The sequence below is a fragment of the Pseudoalteromonas sp. S558 genome (assembly GCF_005886635.1).
In the GTDB taxonomy this organism is placed as follows: domain Bacteria; phylum Pseudomonadota; class Gammaproteobacteria; order Enterobacterales; family Alteromonadaceae; genus Pseudoalteromonas; species Pseudoalteromonas aliena.
Window position 1 is genome coordinate 1 of the sequence record NZ_PNDU01000229.1, and the last position, 18205, is coordinate 18205.

13 protein-coding genes are annotated in these 18205 nt (G+C 40.5%); 7 read left to right on the top strand and 6 right to left on the bottom strand.

Annotated features, from left to right (window positions below; genetic code table 11):
• Positions 1-148: 148 nt before the first annotated feature.
• The 4 genes from CWB66_RS15295 to CWB66_RS15310 form a co-directional block, all read right to left on the bottom strand.
• Positions 149-820: a GntR family transcriptional regulator gene (locus tag CWB66_RS15295; RefSeq protein ID WP_138586021.1), complete on the bottom strand. Its 672-nt coding sequence runs from the start codon at positions 818-820 to the stop codon at positions 149-151.
• 129 nt (positions 821-949) lie between these two features.
• Positions 950-2446: an aldehyde dehydrogenase (NADP(+)) gene (locus tag CWB66_RS15300; RefSeq protein WP_138586022.1), complete on the bottom strand. Its 1497-nt coding sequence runs from the start codon at positions 2444-2446 to the stop codon at positions 950-952.
• Positions 2447-2459: 13 nt separating this feature from the next.
• Positions 2460-3461, bottom strand: a complete 1002-nt coding sequence (locus CWB66_RS15305; protein ID WP_077537853.1) for a 4-hydroxyproline epimerase — start codon at positions 3459-3461, stop codon at positions 2460-2462.
• A 3-nt stretch (positions 3462-3464) separates the two neighbouring features.
• Complete coding sequence (locus CWB66_RS15310) at positions 3465-4379, bottom strand: dihydrodipicolinate synthase family protein (RefSeq protein ID WP_138586023.1); 915 nt, start codon at positions 4377-4379, stop codon at positions 3465-3467.
• 337 nt (positions 4380-4716) lie between these two features.
• Here CWB66_RS15310 and CWB66_RS15315 point away from each other — a divergent pair, with 337 nt between their 5' ends.
• The 6 genes from CWB66_RS15315 to CWB66_RS23220 all read left to right on the top strand — a co-directional run bounded on the left by CWB66_RS15315 (position 4717) and on the right by CWB66_RS23220 (position 12143).
• On the top strand, positions 4717-5967 hold the full coding sequence (locus tag CWB66_RS15315) for an NAD(P)/FAD-dependent oxidoreductase (RefSeq protein WP_138586024.1): 1251 nt from the start codon (positions 4717-4719) through the stop codon (positions 5965-5967).
• 179 nt (positions 5968-6146) lie between these two features.
• Positions 6147-7364 (top strand): M24 family metallopeptidase, encoded by a 1218-nt coding sequence (locus CWB66_RS15320; protein WP_138586025.1) that lies wholly within the window; start codon positions 6147-6149, stop codon positions 7362-7364.
• A gap of 395 nt (positions 7365-7759) precedes the next feature.
• The gene (locus CWB66_RS15325) at positions 7760-8572 is read left to right on the top strand and encodes a hypothetical protein (protein ID WP_138586026.1); all 813 of its coding nucleotides are present in this window, start codon (positions 7760-7762) and stop codon (positions 8570-8572) included.
• Entirely contained in the window at positions 8573-9613 is a 1041-nt protein-coding gene (locus CWB66_RS15330; protein WP_138586027.1) for an extracellular solute-binding protein, read from the top strand.
• Entirely contained in the window at positions 9613-11112 is a 1500-nt protein-coding gene (locus CWB66_RS15335) for an ABC transporter permease (RefSeq protein WP_138586028.1), read from the top strand. The genes CWB66_RS15330 and CWB66_RS15335 overlap by 1 nt, the downstream gene beginning before the upstream one ends.
• A gap of 14 nt (positions 11113-11126) precedes the next feature.
• Positions 11127-12143, top strand: a complete 1017-nt coding sequence (locus CWB66_RS23220; protein ID WP_138586029.1) for an ABC transporter ATP-binding protein — start codon at positions 11127-11129, stop codon at positions 12141-12143.
• A gap of 102 nt (positions 12144-12245) precedes the next feature.
• On the opposite strand, the gene CWB66_RS15345 is transcribed toward CWB66_RS23220, so the two are convergent.
• Together CWB66_RS15345 and CWB66_RS15350 are read right to left on the bottom strand one after the other, a co-directional pair.
• Complete coding sequence (locus tag CWB66_RS15345) at positions 12246-15020, bottom strand: collagenase (RefSeq protein ID WP_171037513.1); 2775 nt, start codon at positions 15018-15020, stop codon at positions 12246-12248.
• An 846-nt stretch (positions 15021-15866) separates the two neighbouring features.
• On the bottom strand, positions 15867-16301 hold the full coding sequence (locus CWB66_RS15350) for an ATP-binding protein (RefSeq protein WP_077537844.1): 435 nt from the start codon (positions 16299-16301) through the stop codon (positions 15867-15869).
• A gap of 296 nt (positions 16302-16597) precedes the next feature.
• Here CWB66_RS15350 and asnS point away from each other — a divergent pair, with 296 nt between their 5' ends.
• Positions 16598-17995 carry an asparagine--tRNA ligase gene (gene asnS / locus CWB66_RS15355; protein ID WP_138586031.1) on the top strand — a complete coding sequence of 466 codons (1398 nt, stop codon included), beginning with the start codon at positions 16598-16600 and terminating at the stop codon, positions 17993-17995.
• Positions 17996-18205: the final 210 nt, after the last annotated feature.

Consider the following 18205-nt stretch of genomic DNA (forward strand, 5'->3'; position numbering starts at 1 on the left):
TAGTGTGGTTGCTCCCTATAAATAGGCGATAACGCAGCATAAATGCCAAACTCGCGCCGCAGTTCTCCACCCCCCTAGATTGAACAAATTTTAATCTTGGATTGAACAAATTTCAATCTACAAAGGTCAACACGCCCTAGTATTGGGATTATTTACGTTGTTCATCTTCGAGCTTTATAAGCAGTTTTTTAATGTCGTTTTTAGCGCCTAAAATATGTTTCTTCAAAAAATCACATGCTTTACGTGTTTCTTTATTACGACAAAGTTCTAGCAATATACGGTGCTCTTCTGGGGCGGTTGTTAAGCCACCTGCTAATAAAATATGCATTCTCACATAGCGTTCTGAGTTTTTGCTATACATATTAACTAGTTCTTGTGTTTGTGGACGACATGCACGACTGTACAACTTACCGTGAAACTTACTATTTAAATCACCAGTTTCAAGGTGGCTATCACCTGCATCCATCGCATCCTCTAGTTCGATCAAAATTAATTCTGCATCAATTAAATCTTGATGAGTAAGATCATTAATCGAATAACTTAACAATTCAGCCTCAAGAAGTGCGCGTAAATCAAAAATTTCATCAATTTGCGAGGCCGATAATTGCGTGGCGGTAGCCCCTTTATGCGCCTCAAAGTTAACCAAACCTTCTGCCTCAAGCTGTAATAATGCCTCTCGAACGGGAATTCGGCTGACATTTAGCTCCGTAGCCAATGCCGCTTGGCGAAGTGGCTCTCCTCCTTTAATTTCTCCTGAGAGGATCTTTGCGCGAATAGCTTCTGCAACGAGCTGAGTGCGGGTTTTGTGCTCAATAGCCATGATATTCCTATAAATTGCATTTAGCATACATTATACGTACCTAGGCTAATAAACCAAGGTACAATGCCATTAAAGCCTTATAAGATAACATAAATAGGGACAAAAGAAATTCCCATCCCTCCCTGTTTTTTATGACTGATAACAAATGGGCCTCAAAAATCGCAACATTGCATGTGTGCCAACAGAGGTGCTGCGCACGTCCGTTGAGCTTGGAAATGGCCCGCCATGATTCATCGAACCACACACTTCAACGCCTGTTGGCATTTGATTTGTTATTAAACGCCCCACTTTATATTGCAACATTTCTGTTAAGCACTGTGCGCTATCTAAATCATCTTGTGTACCATGTAAAGAGGCCGTGAGTTGGCCTTCAAGCTTATCGATTATTAACAATAATTGCTGTTCATTCTCATAACGAACAATTAATGCTGCAGGACCAAATACTTCATCATGCAATGCAGGTGAGGCCAAATAAGTATCCACACTGCATGCAAACACATGTGCATTAGCATGAAAATCAGACTCAAGCTTGCCTTTAGCCAATAAGCTGACTTGATCCATATTGCTCCGCTGGCTAGTTGCGTATTTAAAGCTTTTAATAATACTCGGTGTTAGCAGCGTGTCTGAGAGTGAATTGCCTATGCAGTCGGCTACTTCTTCTTCAAAACCTTTACACCCAGTTGGGACTAACCAAAGCCCCGGGCTCGTACAAAATTGGCCGTTACCCATAAGCATTGATTGACATAACGTTTGTGCAATACGCGCACCTTGCTCTCGCGCTTTGTTTGGTAAAATGATTTGTGGATTAATACTGCCAAGCTCTGCGTAAAAAGGGATCGCTTCATAACGCTTAACCATTGTTGCTTTAAGCGCGTTTGCAACACTAAGAGAACCTGTAAAACCTACGGCTTTAATAGCTGGGGCTGCAACTAAGGCATGTGAAATGTTATAAGATTTACTTTGCACCATAGCAAACACACCTAACGGCATTGCACATATTTTAATAGCCGCTAACGCTGCTCGTGCCATCAATTCTCCCGTTCCTGGATGAGCATCATGGTTTTTTACAATAACAGGGCAACCTGCCGCTAATGCAGCCGCAGTATCGCCGCCAAGAGTTGAAAATGCATACGGAAAATTAGATGCACCAAACACGGCAACGGGCCCTAACGGTAAATAGTTAAGCTCAGTACGCGGTTTAGGCAGAGGCTGACGCGAGTTATCTGCTTCATCAATAACTTTTAAGCCCATTGGTGAATCAGGAGACTCTCGCAAAACCTGCGCAAATGCTTTAAGTTGATTAACAGTGCGCATACGCTCACCCTGCAATCGGGCAAGCGGTAAGTTTGTTTCTTGCTGCGTTAATGTAAGAAGCTCATCGCCTAAGACTATTATTTGCTCTGCAATGCAATCTAGAAATAGTGCGCGTTGTTCAAACGTTGTTTTTCTGTATGCTAAAAATGCGTTTTCGGCTTCGTTAATTGCAAGCTCTAATTCATTTACACTGATATTAAAGAAATTGGTCTCTAAAGGTCCGTTATGAGCAGGTGAAAATGCTTTAAATTCACCGTTATCACTGCTGCCTAACCATTGACCTGCAATTAAACTTTGTCCTGTTAATGTCATACTTTTCTCCTGATCATATTACTTGAAATCCGAACGCGTACGGATCGTCATCGTCAACAGTTATAGTGCTTGTACCAGTGACACGAGACCAACCACGAATACTGGGTAAAATAGCGGGGATCCCCGCCACTTCGACTATTTTTTCAATACATCCGACGAACTGACTGCCGATATAACTTTCATGAATAAACTCCTCTCCTGGCGTTAACTTACCTTGGCTAAATAGTTGCGCCATACGTGCGCTGGTCCCCGTTCCACATGGAGATCTGTCTATCGCTTTATCACCATAAAAAACAGCATTTGCGGCATGAGAATTTGTATTTTGGGGAGCTCCGCACCAGAGCACATGACTTGCACCTTGTACTGACGGATCGATAGGGTGAATACATTGCACTTTGCTATTAATTGCATCACGTACTCGGGGGCTATGTTTAAGGATGTCTGCGGCGTTAAAATGCTCAATGCCTTTGAAGTTTTTTTGTGGCTCAATAATAATGTAGAAATTCCCACCGTAGGCAATATCAACACTGAGTTCACCTAACTCTGGAACCGTAATACTAATTGATTGGTGAGCTAAATAGGCAGGTACATTGTAAATTTTAACCCACTGCACTTTACCACCTTGCATCAAATAGGTTGCTTGAACACGCCCTGCAGGCGTATCCAGTAATAAAGTTCCTGGTGTTTTTGCCTGTAACAAACCATGTTCAAGCGCAAAAGTAACAATACCTATTGTACCGTGACCGCACATAGGTAGGCAGCCAGAGGTTTCTACAAATAATATAGATGCATCACCGTCCTCGCTGGCTGGTGGGTATAAAAACCCACCCGACATCATATCGTGACCGCGAGGTTCGAACATCAACGATTGACGGATCCAATCATGGTTTTGCAAAAAATCTTGGCGTTTTTCACTCATGCTGTCCCCTCTTAAGTAAGGGTGACCGCTAGTGATAAGCCTAACTGGGTTACCGCATGTGTGACCATCGATGCAAAAAAAAGTGCCTTTGCGCATAACTTAATCCAAATTAAATTTAGTTAGATCAATACGGTTTGCGATCGCTTCATTGTAGAGCTTGGTCACATTTGCTTTTTCGTCAGGGGTTAATGTCAAACGTGGAGCGCGCACGGTCTCAACACCTCGCCCAGCAAGTTGCTCTGCAAATTTAATACACTGTACTAATGTAGGAATAGTATCTAAGCGCAATAAAGGTAAAAACCATCGCCAAATTTCAAGTGCTTCTTGGTATCGACCCATTTTAGCCAAATTGTAAATAGCAACCGACTCTTTAGGAAAAACATTGGTTAAACCTGAAATCCACCCTGTTGCACCAAGCATTAAGCTCTCAAGTGCAATGTCATCAACACCACCAAAAACAACAAATCGGTCACCAAACTCTCGAAATAATTCGGTGATGCGTCGTGTATCGGTAGTCGCTTCTTTTACCGACACTATGTTTGTTTCCTCAGCCAGTACCTTCATTCCTTCAATAGACACATCAACACCATAGGTGACTGGATTGTTGTAAATCATTATTGGCAAAGATGTATTACGCGCTACTTGTTGGTAATGATGGATAGCTTCGCGTTCACTTGAACGATACACCATGCCAGGTAATACCATTAAGCCGTCAATTCCAGCTGCTTGCGCATCTTTTGAAAACTGCACCGCATTCACAGTTGTTGTTTCAGCAACACCAGAAATCAAAGGTACACGCTTACCCACCACTTCTCTTGCCATGCTAAGTACAGCACGTTTTTCATCCGCATTTAAAGAACAGTTTTCGCCAACCGTGCCTAATACAATAATACCGTGGACGCCTTCATTAATTAATTCGTCAATCATTTTTGCTGTGGAGGCAAAGTTTATTGAATCATCCTGATTGAACTGAGTTGTAACTGCTGGGTAAACACCGTGCCAATTTATTTTCATTTTTATTTTCCTATTGAGGTTTTGACTTGATACTATATGTATATTGTATACAATAATCAATATTGCATTTAAAATTAAAAATAATAAGACGTGGTCAACATTTAAATCGATACGCTTTAGTATTTAACCTAATCTTCGGTTAACACACTTGCTAAACAACTGAATTATAAGGTATTTAAATTTACTTTCTCTAGCCAGAGATTGTCAGTGGAAATAAGGCGAATTTACGCGTCAATAGAGAGCACATTGTATTTAATTCAAACAGTTAGCGCTAAAAAAAGCGGCTTGAGATAGATTTATTAACCAAAGCTCAGATTATTTAAAAAGGTAAATTATTTTGATTAAAAAAAACGCCCAAAAAGTAGCTGTTATTGGTGCTGGCATTATAGGTATTTGTACCGCATTGCAATTACAACGTGCTGGATACTCAGTTACCTTATTTGACGAAAAAGGCTTAGCGCAAGGCTGCTCAAAGGGCAATGCTGGGCATTTTGCAATAGAGCAAGTATTTCCATTAGCCCACCCTTCGCTATTTAAAAAATTGCCCAGTATGGTGTTTAACCCATTGGGCGCATTAAGAGTTGATTATCGTTACATGTTAAAGGCATTACCTTGGCTTTGGTTATTCATAAAAAATATGCGAAGTGTAAAATATCGGGCGCATACACAAGCGCTAAAAGCACTCAATGACAATGCCTTGGGGGCGTATGAGCAACTACTTAGTGAATGTGATTTAAATGATTTATTGATAAAAAAAGGCAGCTTGCTAACATTTGAGACAACACCGTTATATGAGATTGACGCTATGTTAACGTCTTACAAAGCGCAAGGAATTGCCGTACGCTTGCTTAACAAACACCAATTGCAAACATTAGAGCCTTGTTTATCTACAACAATTAATTATGCATTGTTGTTTGAAGATGCAGCGCACAGTGTTGATCCCCATTTATTTTGTCTGCATTTAGCTGAACAATTTAGTAACATTGGCGGGGCTTTTAGTCAGCAAAAAATTACTGAAATTAAACCTCAACAACATGGATTTGAACTTATATGTCAGCAAAATATCATTACAGATAAAGTAATTATTGCAGCTGGAGCTTGGAGCAATACTTTATTAACACCCCTTGGTTACAATGTTCCGCTTGATACTGAACGAGGCTACCATTGTATGCTGGATGTAAAACATAGTTTATCGCGTCCTGTGGCATCAGCAGAGCGTAATTTTATTATGACTCCAATGAGCCAAGGCCTTAGAATTGCTGGCACAGTAGAATTTGCAGGGCTTACTAAAAAAATGAATAATAAACGTGCACTGGCCCTGCTTCCTCATGCTGGAGCATTACTTGCGACAGATAAAGAAGCATTAGCGCTAAACAGTACTTGGATGGGTTGTCGGCCATCGTTACCCGACTCTTTACCTGTTATTGGCAGCGCGCCAAAGCATGAAGGTCTTTATTTTGCTTTTGGCCATCAACATTTAGGTTTAACTCAAGGAGCTATAACTGCTGAATTAGTAACAGCACTGTGCTTAAATAAAACCCCAAAAATTAACTTACAACCTTATTGTATAAGCCGTTTTTTGGCGTAACCTGCTTATATACAGGGTTTATTTAATAATAAAAATTGTACTAGAACTAAGAAAAATTTTATAACTTGTTGTTCTAAATTAAAATTACAACAAAGTTATAGAGCAATTTAACTCGTTAAATTGCTCAAATATTTATACCGATTGGTATAATACATACTGCACAAAAAAAGAGAGTAACTATGACAACATTCGGTATTGCGACCCAATCTAAAGAACAAGCCCTTGCTAGTCTAAACGACATGACCGGTAACTTATTACCCATCCAAACAGATGAATATTTAGCACGTATAGCCACTGCGCAAAAATACATGCAGGCCAATAATATTGATGCTATTTACCTCAATGCTGGCACAAACCTAACTTATTTCACGGGAATGCGTTGGTATGCTAGTGAACGTATGGTGGGTGCAATTCTACCTGCTAAAGGCGAGGTACAATATATAGCTCCTTATTTTGAGATTGGTTCGTTAAACGGCTTTAAAGTGATTGAAGGGCCGATCCGTGGCTGGCAAGAACATGAAAGCCCATACAGTTTATTTGTAAATATGCTCTGTGAAATGGGTATAGACCAAAACGGTACTATTGGCATTGATGAAAGCGCACAATTTTTTATTTTTGATGGTATTAATAAAGCACAAACAGGACTAAATTTAATTAATGCACAACCCGTAACGGCGCATTGTCGTATGCACAAATCGGCCAATGAACTGGCACTCATGCAACGCGCTATGGATATGACATTAGCCGTTCACCAAGCAACAGCGAGCATGCTTTATGAAGGTATTAGCACTGTTGAAGTTGAAGACTTTATAAAACAAGCTCATCAAAAGGTAGGCGCACCTGGTAACTACTTTTGCATTGTTTTATTTGGTGTAGCAACCTCTTTTCCACATGGCGTAAAAGATCCTCAACACCTCAAAAAAGGCGACATGGTACTCATCGATACCGGTTGCAAAGTACATGACTATATTTCAGATATTACCCGTACATACGTTTTTGGTGAAGCAACGCCACGACAACGCACATTTTGGGAGTATGAAAAAGCGGCTCAAATTGCGGCTTTTGAAGCGGCTAAAATAGGAGAGCCTTGCGAAAATGTTGATATTGCCGCGCGTAGCTACTTAGCGTCACAAGATTTAGGCCCTGAATATCAAACGCCAGGCTGCCCTCATCGAACAGGCCACGGCATTGGTTTAGATATCCATGAATGGCCATATTTGGTCGGTGGTAATAAAACACCACTTGGCGAAGGTATGTGCTTTAGTAATGAGCCAATGCTGGTTGTGCCGGATGAATTTGGTGTTCGATTAGAAGATCATTTCTACATGACGAGCCAAGGCCCACAGTGGTTCACTCAACCAAGTCACAGCATCGATGATCCGTTTGGTTTGAATTAATAATCTAAACTGTGAATAATAAATCTATCCCAAGCAGCTATTTTCAAGTGCTAACGGCGTTTAATTTACTAAAAGTCTTAGATTAGAAATAAATTTAATATAGTTCAATACGTTAGTGGATATATCAGCCTGAGTTTAGGTTAAGAAGTTTGCTCTATATACTGCGTGTAAAATCTTACGCGCAGTACATAATAGTACCTCAATATTTACCTCTTACTTACTTTTACTAAGTTATAAATCCTATGAGCAGATAGAAGGATTCCCTCAGCATAGTTAAACGCGCATAAACAAAGGTAAAAATCTAATTGGTGTGATTTAGGTCTGTTGATTTTAGTGACCGTTACGGATATGATAATACCTATCATTTACAATTACCTTTTTTGGATCTCCTTGCTATGAATTTATTATTTAAACCAGCCAAAACGTTAGGTGTAAGCCTTTTACTCGCCTCTGCATTTATGACTCAACCAGTACTCGCTAACGGCCCTATTGGCGAGCATGTTAATCATCTTCAAGCTAACCTTAAAAGTTACGCAGAAGAAGTAGAATGGATGGTAGGCAAAGTTGATACCATGGTAAGCGACTACGATACTAAAGGCGCAAAATCGGTAAAAACAGATGATTTAATTGAATACTGGGAATCAGTTAAGTTTCACAGCGCAATAGAAACTAACTTTGTACCGGTATACGCTTCTATTTGGCAGGGTCTTTATGGCGTAAAAATGGCCATTGATAATAAGCAGCCTACTGAGGAAGTTCGTAAACAGCAAAAAGCGATGAACATAGCCTTGTGGCAAGGCCTTGGGGCTGTTAAGCTTGCTGCAAAATTCCAGCAAAAAGGCTTGTTAGACACTGTAAAAGCAACCGCTACAACTCAAATGACACAAAGTGCCACCATTGATGAAATTAAGCACAAATTAGACCGTGTAGTAGCTAAATTTGCTGAGCGTTTACGAGACGAAGCAACTGAAATTGTTCACGATACTTACCTGCACCTGTTTGAAGGCGTTGAAGGTACTCTTATTGAACAAGATGCAAAACTAGTTGAAGTGCTGGAAAAAAACTTTAACGTAACACTGCCACAAGCCATAAAAAACAGCAAAAGCGTAGACGAAGTACGTGATGTGATCAGTGACATGCAAACCAAATTAGACCGCGCTAAGGTTTTAATAGAAAAAGCCGAAAAAGCACGTAAGGATGTATTTTAAGTGAAGCGTAGGACCTTTATTCAAGGCCTAGCTGCGTTAGGGGTAGTTGGCTCATTGCCACTGCCTCTTTCTCGTGCGCTAGCCGCTGATATAGCAAACCCTGTTTCTGTTGACGATTTACCAAAGCTTAAAGGCGAGTTAACTCTTTATTTAGGCCGAGGCGAAGGGGGTTTGTATGAAAACGTATTACAAGCAATCCAGAAAAAAAATCCAGACTTTAAACTCGGTATACGCCGAGGTCCTACTGCTGCTTTAGCAAACACCATTGTTGCAGAAGCTAAAGCTGGCGTTCGCCGCGCTGATTTATTTTGGGCGGTTGATTCAGGCGCGATTGGTTTAGTAACCGATGCAGGCCTTGCGCAACCTATCCCTAGTGATTTATCTGCTCAGTTACAACCACAATTTAGATATAAAGAGTGGGCACCAGTAACTGGCCGTATTCGTACATTGCCATATAACACATCGCGTTTAACTAAAGATCAAATTCCAACAAGCATTATGGACATTGCCGACAGCGATTTAAGTATTGGTTGGGCGCCCGCCTACGCTTCTTTCCAATCGTTTGTAACCGCAATGCGAATTTTAGAAGGCAACGACAAAACCGCTAAGTGGCTTAAAAAGATTCAAAAACGTGCTAAAACATACGCTGGTGAATTAGGTGTGGTTATGGGCGTTGAACGCGGTGAAGTAGATATTGGTTTTGCTAATCACTATTACACTTTGCGTTTAAAATCAGGTAAGCCTGATGCTAAACTTGATTTAGCGTTTACGCAAAATGATGCGGGCTGTTTAGTAAATGCGTCGGGTGTATTAGCGCTTAACGACGATCCGCTTGCAACTAACTTTATGCGTTACTTACTAAGTAAAGAAGTACAAGGTTACTTAGCCAGTGAAGCTTACGAAATTCCGTTAGTAAATGGTATTACCCAACCTGAGGGTTTACCGTCACTTGCTAATATTTCTCCACCCAAAGTAGATTTGACACAACTTGCTGATTTACGCCCTACTATAGATTTGATGCGTAGCAGCGGCGTATTGTAATGAAAATACCAGCCTCTTACCCAATGGCGCTGCTTGCAGCGCTTATTACGCTTACCCCTGTTTATATATTAATTACGCTTGCGAGCGATACAAGTTCAGTATTTGACAGCCATAATCTTCAAATTTTAGGTAACACATTATCGTTAATGGGTTTAACGGTACTCGGATCTATTTTAATTGGTGTGCCACTGGCGTTTATTAGCGCGTATGTGCATTTGCCATTTAAAAAACTCTGGCTAGTTGTATTTGCGGCGCCGCTGGCAATCCCCAGTTATATTGGCGCGTTTACACTTTATGCTGCTTTTGGCCCCGGAGGCGAAATAAACACCTTAACAGGAATAGAAACACCATCAATGTATGGCTTAACAGGTGCCGCTATTGTAATGACTCTGTATACCTTTCCGTTTGTAATGATGACGACTCGCTCATCTTTACTGAGCCTTGATGCAAGCATGGTTAATGCCGCGCGTACGCTGGGCATGTCGATGACGCAAAGTATATTTAAAGTTATATTACCGCGCGTAGTTAACGGTATTGCAGCAGGCTCATTGTTAGTCGCGCTTTATACGTTATCAGACTTTGGCACGCCCGCAATGATGCGCTTAGATACATTTACCCGCGTAATTTATGTTGAATACAACGCCTTTGCGTTAGGGCGCGCTGCAATGCTTTCACTTCAACTAATGGTGATTGTTGGCTTTTTACTTTTAATTGAATCACAAATAAAAACAGCGCCTGAACGCCAAGGTCGCCCGTTAATTTTATTTCCAAGTAAATTACAATTAAGTGCGCTGTTTGTTACGTTTGCCCCTATTTTACTACTCGCGATCGGCCTACCTTTGGCTATATTTTCACTTTGGCTAGCACGAGATGGTTTTAGCTCGTTTGATTTTAGCATTGCGTGGAACTCAACGTATGCATCGCTCATTGCCGCAATTGTCGCTGTGATAGTGGCCATTCCAGTAGCGCATGCCGCACTTAGCGGCAAAGCGGGTCGCATAATGGAGCGTGTTACTTACTTTGGCTTTGGTATCCCGGGTATAGTAATGGGCACAGCCCTTGTTTACGGTGGTTTGCAATTGCCGTTTTTGTATCAAACACTGGGATTGCTTATTATTGCTTATATGCTGCGATTTTTACCGCTTGCAGTAGGCTCAATCAGAACAAGTACCGAGCACTTAGATCCAAGCTTAGTAAAATCAGCTCTCGTACTTGGCGCAAGCCCACGCGAAGCGTTTACTCGCATAACACTGCCTTTAACTATGCGCGGTATTATTGCCGGTGCTGCACTGGTATTTTTAGAATCAATGCGTGAGTTAGAAGCTACCCTACTACTTGGTCCAACCGGCTTTGAAACCCTCTCAACTTATTTATGGCGTGTATACGAGGCGGGCTATTTTGGCCGTGCCGCTATTCCTGGATTATTGTTAGTAGTGATATCTGCCTGCGGCTTAGCTATTATGATGTCTGGCGAAAAACGCAACCAGTTTGAACATTAAGGATTTAAAAAACAATGCTATCTGTAAGTCAGTTGTCTATAGATTATGGCAGTAACCGCGTAGTAAGCGATTTAAACTTATCGCTGGGTGAAAACGAAATTCTTATGCTTGTAGGCCCTACAGGTTGTGGTAAAAGTACAATTTTACAAGCGCTCGCTGGTCTTATACCCATTAGCGAAGGCGAAATAAACACGGATAAATGGCGTGCGACACCCAAATTAACAATACCTCCTGAGAAACGCAGTGTTGGTATGGTATTTCAAGACTTTGCGTTATTTCCGCACTTATCTGTGCAGCAAAATATTTGCTTTAGGTTAAAAAATACAGCCCCTGCCGATCATTGGATAAACCTACTTGGGCTTGATGATTTTAGAAATAAAAAACCAGCAACGCTTTCTGGCGGACAAAAACAGCGCGTCGCACTTGCGCGCACCCTTGCCCACCAGCCTGACTTCGTATTACTTGACGAGCCGCTTTCTAACTTAGATGCAGCCCTTAAAGATATGCTTCGTTGGGATATCAGAAACGCACTTAAAGCCGCTGGCGTGCCTGCAATTTGGGTAACACACGACCAAGAAGAGGCGCTGTCGGTTGGCGATCGCGTAGGTATTCTGAAAGGCGGGAAAATTCAGCAAATAGATGCACCGGAGCGCTGTTTTAGTACACCAAACAATCGCTTTGTCGCACGCTTTTTAGGTGAAGCCAGCTTTATTAGTGGACAATTTAGCCAAGGACAAGCCACTACCTCAATTGGTAATGCACCCGCTCATGGCGTTGACTGTGACAATGGCGATGTTGACGTACTGCTTCGCCCTGACGATGTACTGCTTGTACAAAGCAGTGTGGGCAATAATGGTGAAGTAATTTGGGTACGTTTTGAAGGGGGTAGCCGCTTATGCGCTGTAAAATTGGCCTGCTCTACCATTGTAACTAGCCGAGTAAGCCATGAGGTTGTTGTTAATCCAGGCGACCAGGTTCATGTATCACTAAGTACATCACATCCGCTTGCAGTGTATAAACGTATGCAGTAAAACAATTACTAGCAATAAAAAAAGCCCATTTTCATGGGCTTTTTGGTTATTTATTAGTAAATATCTTAACCAGAGTTCAGGTTAGTTAAGTATTTAAAACGCCTATCGACAACCTTGGCTGTTAAAATCAACAACTAAGCTTGCACCAGTACTGTTACCTGCAACTTTTAAGTACCCCCAGTATTCATCCTGACTTGAAATATAAATACACTCATCATTACCTGCATTATTTGATTGAGCAGATTCATTATTTGTATTCGGCCAACCGCTACTTGCGAAACTTAAACTAATGTCACCACTGCCATTTGAAGTCGTGATCGCAACGCCGTTTTGGCTTTTTACATCAGCGATACTGAACCATAGCGGGCCACTGTTACCTAAACAAATAACCTCGCCATCTTCTAAACGACCACTACTGCGACTACCTTGAGTAGCGCAAGCATCAGGGACATTGCTGCTACCAGCATTGTACGATGCAGTAAGCTGAACGTTATCAAATGAATTATAGCCATTGATCATTATTTTATAAGTACCCACTTGTGCTGGGGTTATTGTACATTGCTCTGTGTTGCCACCAACATACGGACGACAGTCATAACTGCTTGTCGTCGGGGTTGTTTCATAGCTCACATATAAATCGGCATCGCCTGTGCCCCCGTTTAAATTAAACGTGAGATCAGTTGCTCCCTGAGGCACATTGAGAGTGAAATATAATTGTTCATTTTGATTACCTGCAATAATACGGCTCTGTCCATTTACAAGCTCCTCATCCCCAGAGCTATTATCATTTTCAACCATTACTGTAGATGTGACTGTTTGGCCTAACCCTTTATCATCAAGTACAGTTAATGAGACAGTGTACTGACCTGCGCTTGTATATGTATGAACTGGATTTGCTTCATTGCTACTCCCGCCATCACCAAAACGCCATTGATAACTCGCAATCTCGCCATCGCTGTCAGTACTTCCATTGCTTGAAAAGTTAATTGCTGCGTTTTTAACACCAGAGTAAGGACCGTTTATTTTTGCTGTAGGCGGTGCATTTGTTGTTGTACCTGCCACCAAATCATCACACCACTGCACAAATTCACCTTCATAGCGATTAGCCCATTGGACCGTTTTAGCTTTGTAAGCACTCCAGTTACCACTGCGGGTGTCTGTAAGCATACTGTCAACATCGTCGCCATGGCGTTCAAACATAAAGCGAACCGCTAAATAACCCCAACGGTAAATACGGTCTTGATCAAATCCATCATAATTGGTTACAAAGATTTGCGCTAAGGTATAACGAGATCCATCACTGATTGTATTTTTAGCCGCTTCGTTGTCATCTTGATTAGCAATATATTCTGCGACACCTTCAGACCACCACACTATTTCTTCTGTTGGCGAGTTAAAATTACCATACAAGTCAAAGCGACCATCTAAATAATGCACATATTCATGCTCTAAATTCCACACATAATGCTCTGCATTAGCGTAGCTTGCTTCATAGGCAATAAAATTAGCTTGATTCCCTACAACTGAAGGGTCGCCTTCTAAATACATCCCTCCGTTATTAGTGTCTATGCCAAAAATAGCTTTTGCATATTTACTATAATCGCCGTTACTATCAAAAATATTAACTTGTAAAAAACTATTGTTATCATCAGCAACAGGAGTCAAATTGGTACTTAGTTTATTGTGGAAATAGCCCTCTTCAGCACCCATTGCATCACATGCCGATGCATGTTGGATTGCAGTCATATTTTGCGATCTAATTTTAATCGTACTGCTACAACTGTAACTCTGAGCTAATACCTGTTGCGTTAATTGCTCTGCAAAACCACAAATATTATAAAGACTACATTCGGCGTAATAACTCACTGAATCAGCTGCGGCAAGCCAAACAGCATCACCAAAGCCAAAGCTATTATAAGTGCTAAAAATAGCTTTAACGCCTTTATCTACCTCACTTTGAATAGCGGTCTCAGAATATTTTTTTAACCGTGCGAGCTCACTTGCGGCATTTACGATTAAAAATTCAGCATCAGAGTCTATCATCCACTGCTTTTGTGTAAATGCATTAAGTTTTACAACCAAATCAACATCCGTTGCAACCGCAGCTACATAAGCATCATTCCATTGGCCTCTATAAAGCAATGTAAAAATGCCATTAATAGCTCCTCGCATATTCCATTTTGCCGCATAACTTTCGTTAAAGCGCGTAAGCCACTCCTTAACAACGGGTAAGTAGCGGTGTTGCTGCTCTGCACTATCCATTGTAATGATCACTTCATTGAGCGTTTTACCGTGCCCATCATTGTCGTCATAAAAATGGCTATTATTTACAAATGCGTCAATAGCATCGACTACTGCGGGTGTAACCCACGAACTAAAACTAATATTATCGTTGTAAAACTCTGCATAAAAGCCAGTACGCAAATACAAAAACAATGCTTGTAAGTCGCTATCACCACCACCTGCATAGGTTTGAGAAAGAGATTTAGCATGATTGGCTACCGCAAACATTTTTTCAGAAGTGAACACCTGACTTTGTATGGAGTTCGACGCGCTAAATAACTCATTTATACACGCGCTACCCTGGGTTTTAATTTCATTGATAATATTTGAAGAATTCGCAGACGCCAGCGCATTTAAATCACAGTTGGCCATAATCGCTTGAGAGCTCAGCATTACATTGTTTAGCTGTTGGGGCTGTACTTTTACACGGGCAATTGGCGCTCTTTCGTTATGATTGTCCTCTACACCATGGTGATGAACACGCTCAATAACTGCAGCGTGTGGTGTAAATAAGCGTTCATGTGTTGTGTTTGCAAGCGCAAGAGAGCTTGATCCTAGTATCGGTAACGCAATAATCAATATATTAAGTTTCATAATGTACCTTCGATAATTTGTGTCTCAATCCAGAACGGGTTACTGAGTGAAACACTTGTAACATTTAATTATCATTGCATACAATATAATTTATATTCTATTAATGCATATAAATATATTAGTTTTACATAAGGCAATAAAAGCAATTCTTTTGGATTGATTTATTATTGCAAAAAATAAGAAAATCTTAGATAGCGTGAATTCTGCTTAGGATGATTATTAACATATTAATTTAATATGTTAATGCTTTTTTGAAACTCTAAAATCGAAGATATTAAGAATAAAAATGAAATTGACTTAACCTGAATTCTGGTTAAGAGGTTTACTAATATATTGAACCATGATGATATCTAAATTTATTTTTCGCTAGCCAGAGATTTTTAGTGAAAAAGCGAATTTACGCGTTAATAGCGAGCGTATTGCAAGTAAATTTAACGAAGTTAGCGTCAGATTTAATCCCTCTAATTGAGTCAGTATTATTGCAAATTGGTAACAGGTCGTTTAAATGAAAGACGTTTTTCTAATGAAACGTATCGTCATTGCATATAGCCTTGGGGCGTGTTGACCTTTGATGGTTGAATTTTCAGCAGTGTGTTTGGTATTTAAGCAAAGCCTATGATGTGTGGTTGTCCCCCATAAATAGGCGATAACGCAGCGTAATGCCAAACATGCGCCGCGATTAAATCGCCCCTAGACTGAACAAATTTCAATCCACAAAGGTCAACACGCTCTAGAGTAGCAAACAATTTTGGCAGTTATTATTTGTAGCCGCATCAACGATGTGATGATGAGCTCGCACTTTATATAGCAAATCGTTTATCTAATTAATTTATGCATAATAATTGCTTACCACTCAAACATATACGCCATTTTGCTAATCGTTTTAAGTGGGATGTGATGAGAGTTGCGTTTAGCGTATAAGTGCTGCATAGATTTGTCTTTCACTTCACCGACAATCACTTCTTTTACTTGATAACCTAAAGCAATAGCGGCTTGCGAATACGCTACAAATTCCCACTTTTTAATATTGGTATTATCTACAATTACCAAAGGTGTGCCTTGAGCAAGTGCGCTTATAAAACGCGCTAAATTCAGATTATGAAATTGCGGTAATTTAAATTTATCAAAATGATACTCACCCTGTTCATTAATAAAATAATCATCCGTTGAGCATATAAGGTACTGGCTTTCGTCAGCTCCCCCTAGTTCGTCAGCAAGATTCTGCGCATAATAAGACTTACCGCTTCCTGGTAGCCCTCGTAATATAAAAACTTGTTTCATAGCATCGATTTTTTAAGTGTGAAAAACATAAATTTGATTTGTCCGTCAATAATGCCACAAAATCACTAAATTTAAGAGTAACAAATAACAATAGTGTTAATAAACCGCTTAAAACTGCTTAAAAATAAAGCGCATGCATAAAAAATTTTAAAGAGTTGCCCACAATAGTTTTTTTATTTAACTTTACTAGGTAAGATACAGGGTTCAAGTGCAGCACCGTTTATGGGCAATTTATGCCAATGTGCTGCGCACAGTTAAATAAAAATAGTTAGGCAACTTATATCATTGGAGTGAAGATGAGCCATTTAGCGATTTCAGAGCTATTAAAAGGCAATGTTGCGGTAGACAGCCAAGTAACAATTAAGGGCTGGATCCGTACTCGCCGCGATTCAAAAGCAGGAATTTCATTTTTAGCCGTTCATGACGGTTCGTGTTTTGATCCTATTCAAGCGGTAGTTCCTAATTCACTGAATAATTATGATGAAGTTACTAGCTTAACAGCCGGTTGTTCTGTGTCGGTTACTGGTGTTTTAGTACAATCTGCTGGCCAAGGTCAATCTTACGAAATTCAAGCTAATACTGTGACTGTGTTAGGTTGGGTAGAAAACCCAGATTCATACCCAATGTCGGCAAAGCGCCACAGCATTGAGTACTTACGTGAGCACGCTCACCTTCGCCCTCGTACAAATATGATTGGCGCGGTAACTCGTGTACGTAACTGTTTAGCGCAAGCTATTCACCGTTTTTACCACGAGCAAGGTTTTTATTGGATCAGCACACCAATCATTACGGCCAGTGACTGTGAGGGCGCGGGTGAGATGTTCCGTGTATCAACGCTTGATATGCAAAACTTACCGCTTACAGACAAAGGCGATGTTGATTACAGCGAAGATTTCTTCGGTAAAGAAGCATTTCTTACTGTATCTGGCCAGTTAAACGGTGAAACGTACGCCTCTGCAATGTCAAAAATTTATACGTTTGGGCCTACGTTCCGCGCAGAGAACTCAAATACATCACGACACCTTGCAGAATTTTGGATGGTCGAGCCTGAAGTGGCGTTTGCTGATTTAGAAGATATCGCAAAACTTGCTGAAAATATGCTTAAATACGTGTTTAAAGCCGTACTTGAAGAGCGCCGTGATGACATGGAATTTTTTGCACAACGTGTAGAAAAAACTGCAATTACGCGTTTAGAAGAATTTGTAGAAAAAGACTTCGCGCAGGTAAATTACACTGAAGCAGTAGAGATCCTTAAAAACTGTGGTAAAAAGTTTGAGTACGCTGTTGAATGGGGTGTAGATTTACAATCTGAGCACGAGCGCTACTTAGCTGAAGAGCACTTTAAAGCACCGGTAGTTATTAAAAACTACCCACGTGACATTAAAGCATTCTACATGCGCCAAAACGAAGACGGTAAAACCGTTGCCGCAATGGACATTGTAGCACCGGGTATTGGTGAGATCATTGGTGGTTCGCAACGTGAAGAACGCCTAGATGTACTTGATGCACGCTTAGAAGAAATGGGCTTAAACAAAGAAGATTACAGCTGGTACCGCGATTTACGTAAATACGGTAGCGTGCCGCACTCAGGCTTTGGTTTAGGCTTTGAACGCTTAGTGGCTTATGTAACAGGTATGGGCAACGTACGTGATGTAATTGCCTTCCCTCGTACTAAAGGCAGTGCAACTTACTAAATCCTTATTTAGTAATATTAAATAAAAAACCAACTTACGAGTTGGTTTTTTATTGTTCATAATAAATTATTTAACCTGAGCTCTGGTTAAGAGATTTACTAACGCATTGAATTATGGTGATATTTAAATTTATTTTCTCTAGCCAGAGATTTCCAGTGAAAATAAGACGAATTTACGCGTCAATAGCTGGCCTAGTGAAAGTAAATTCAA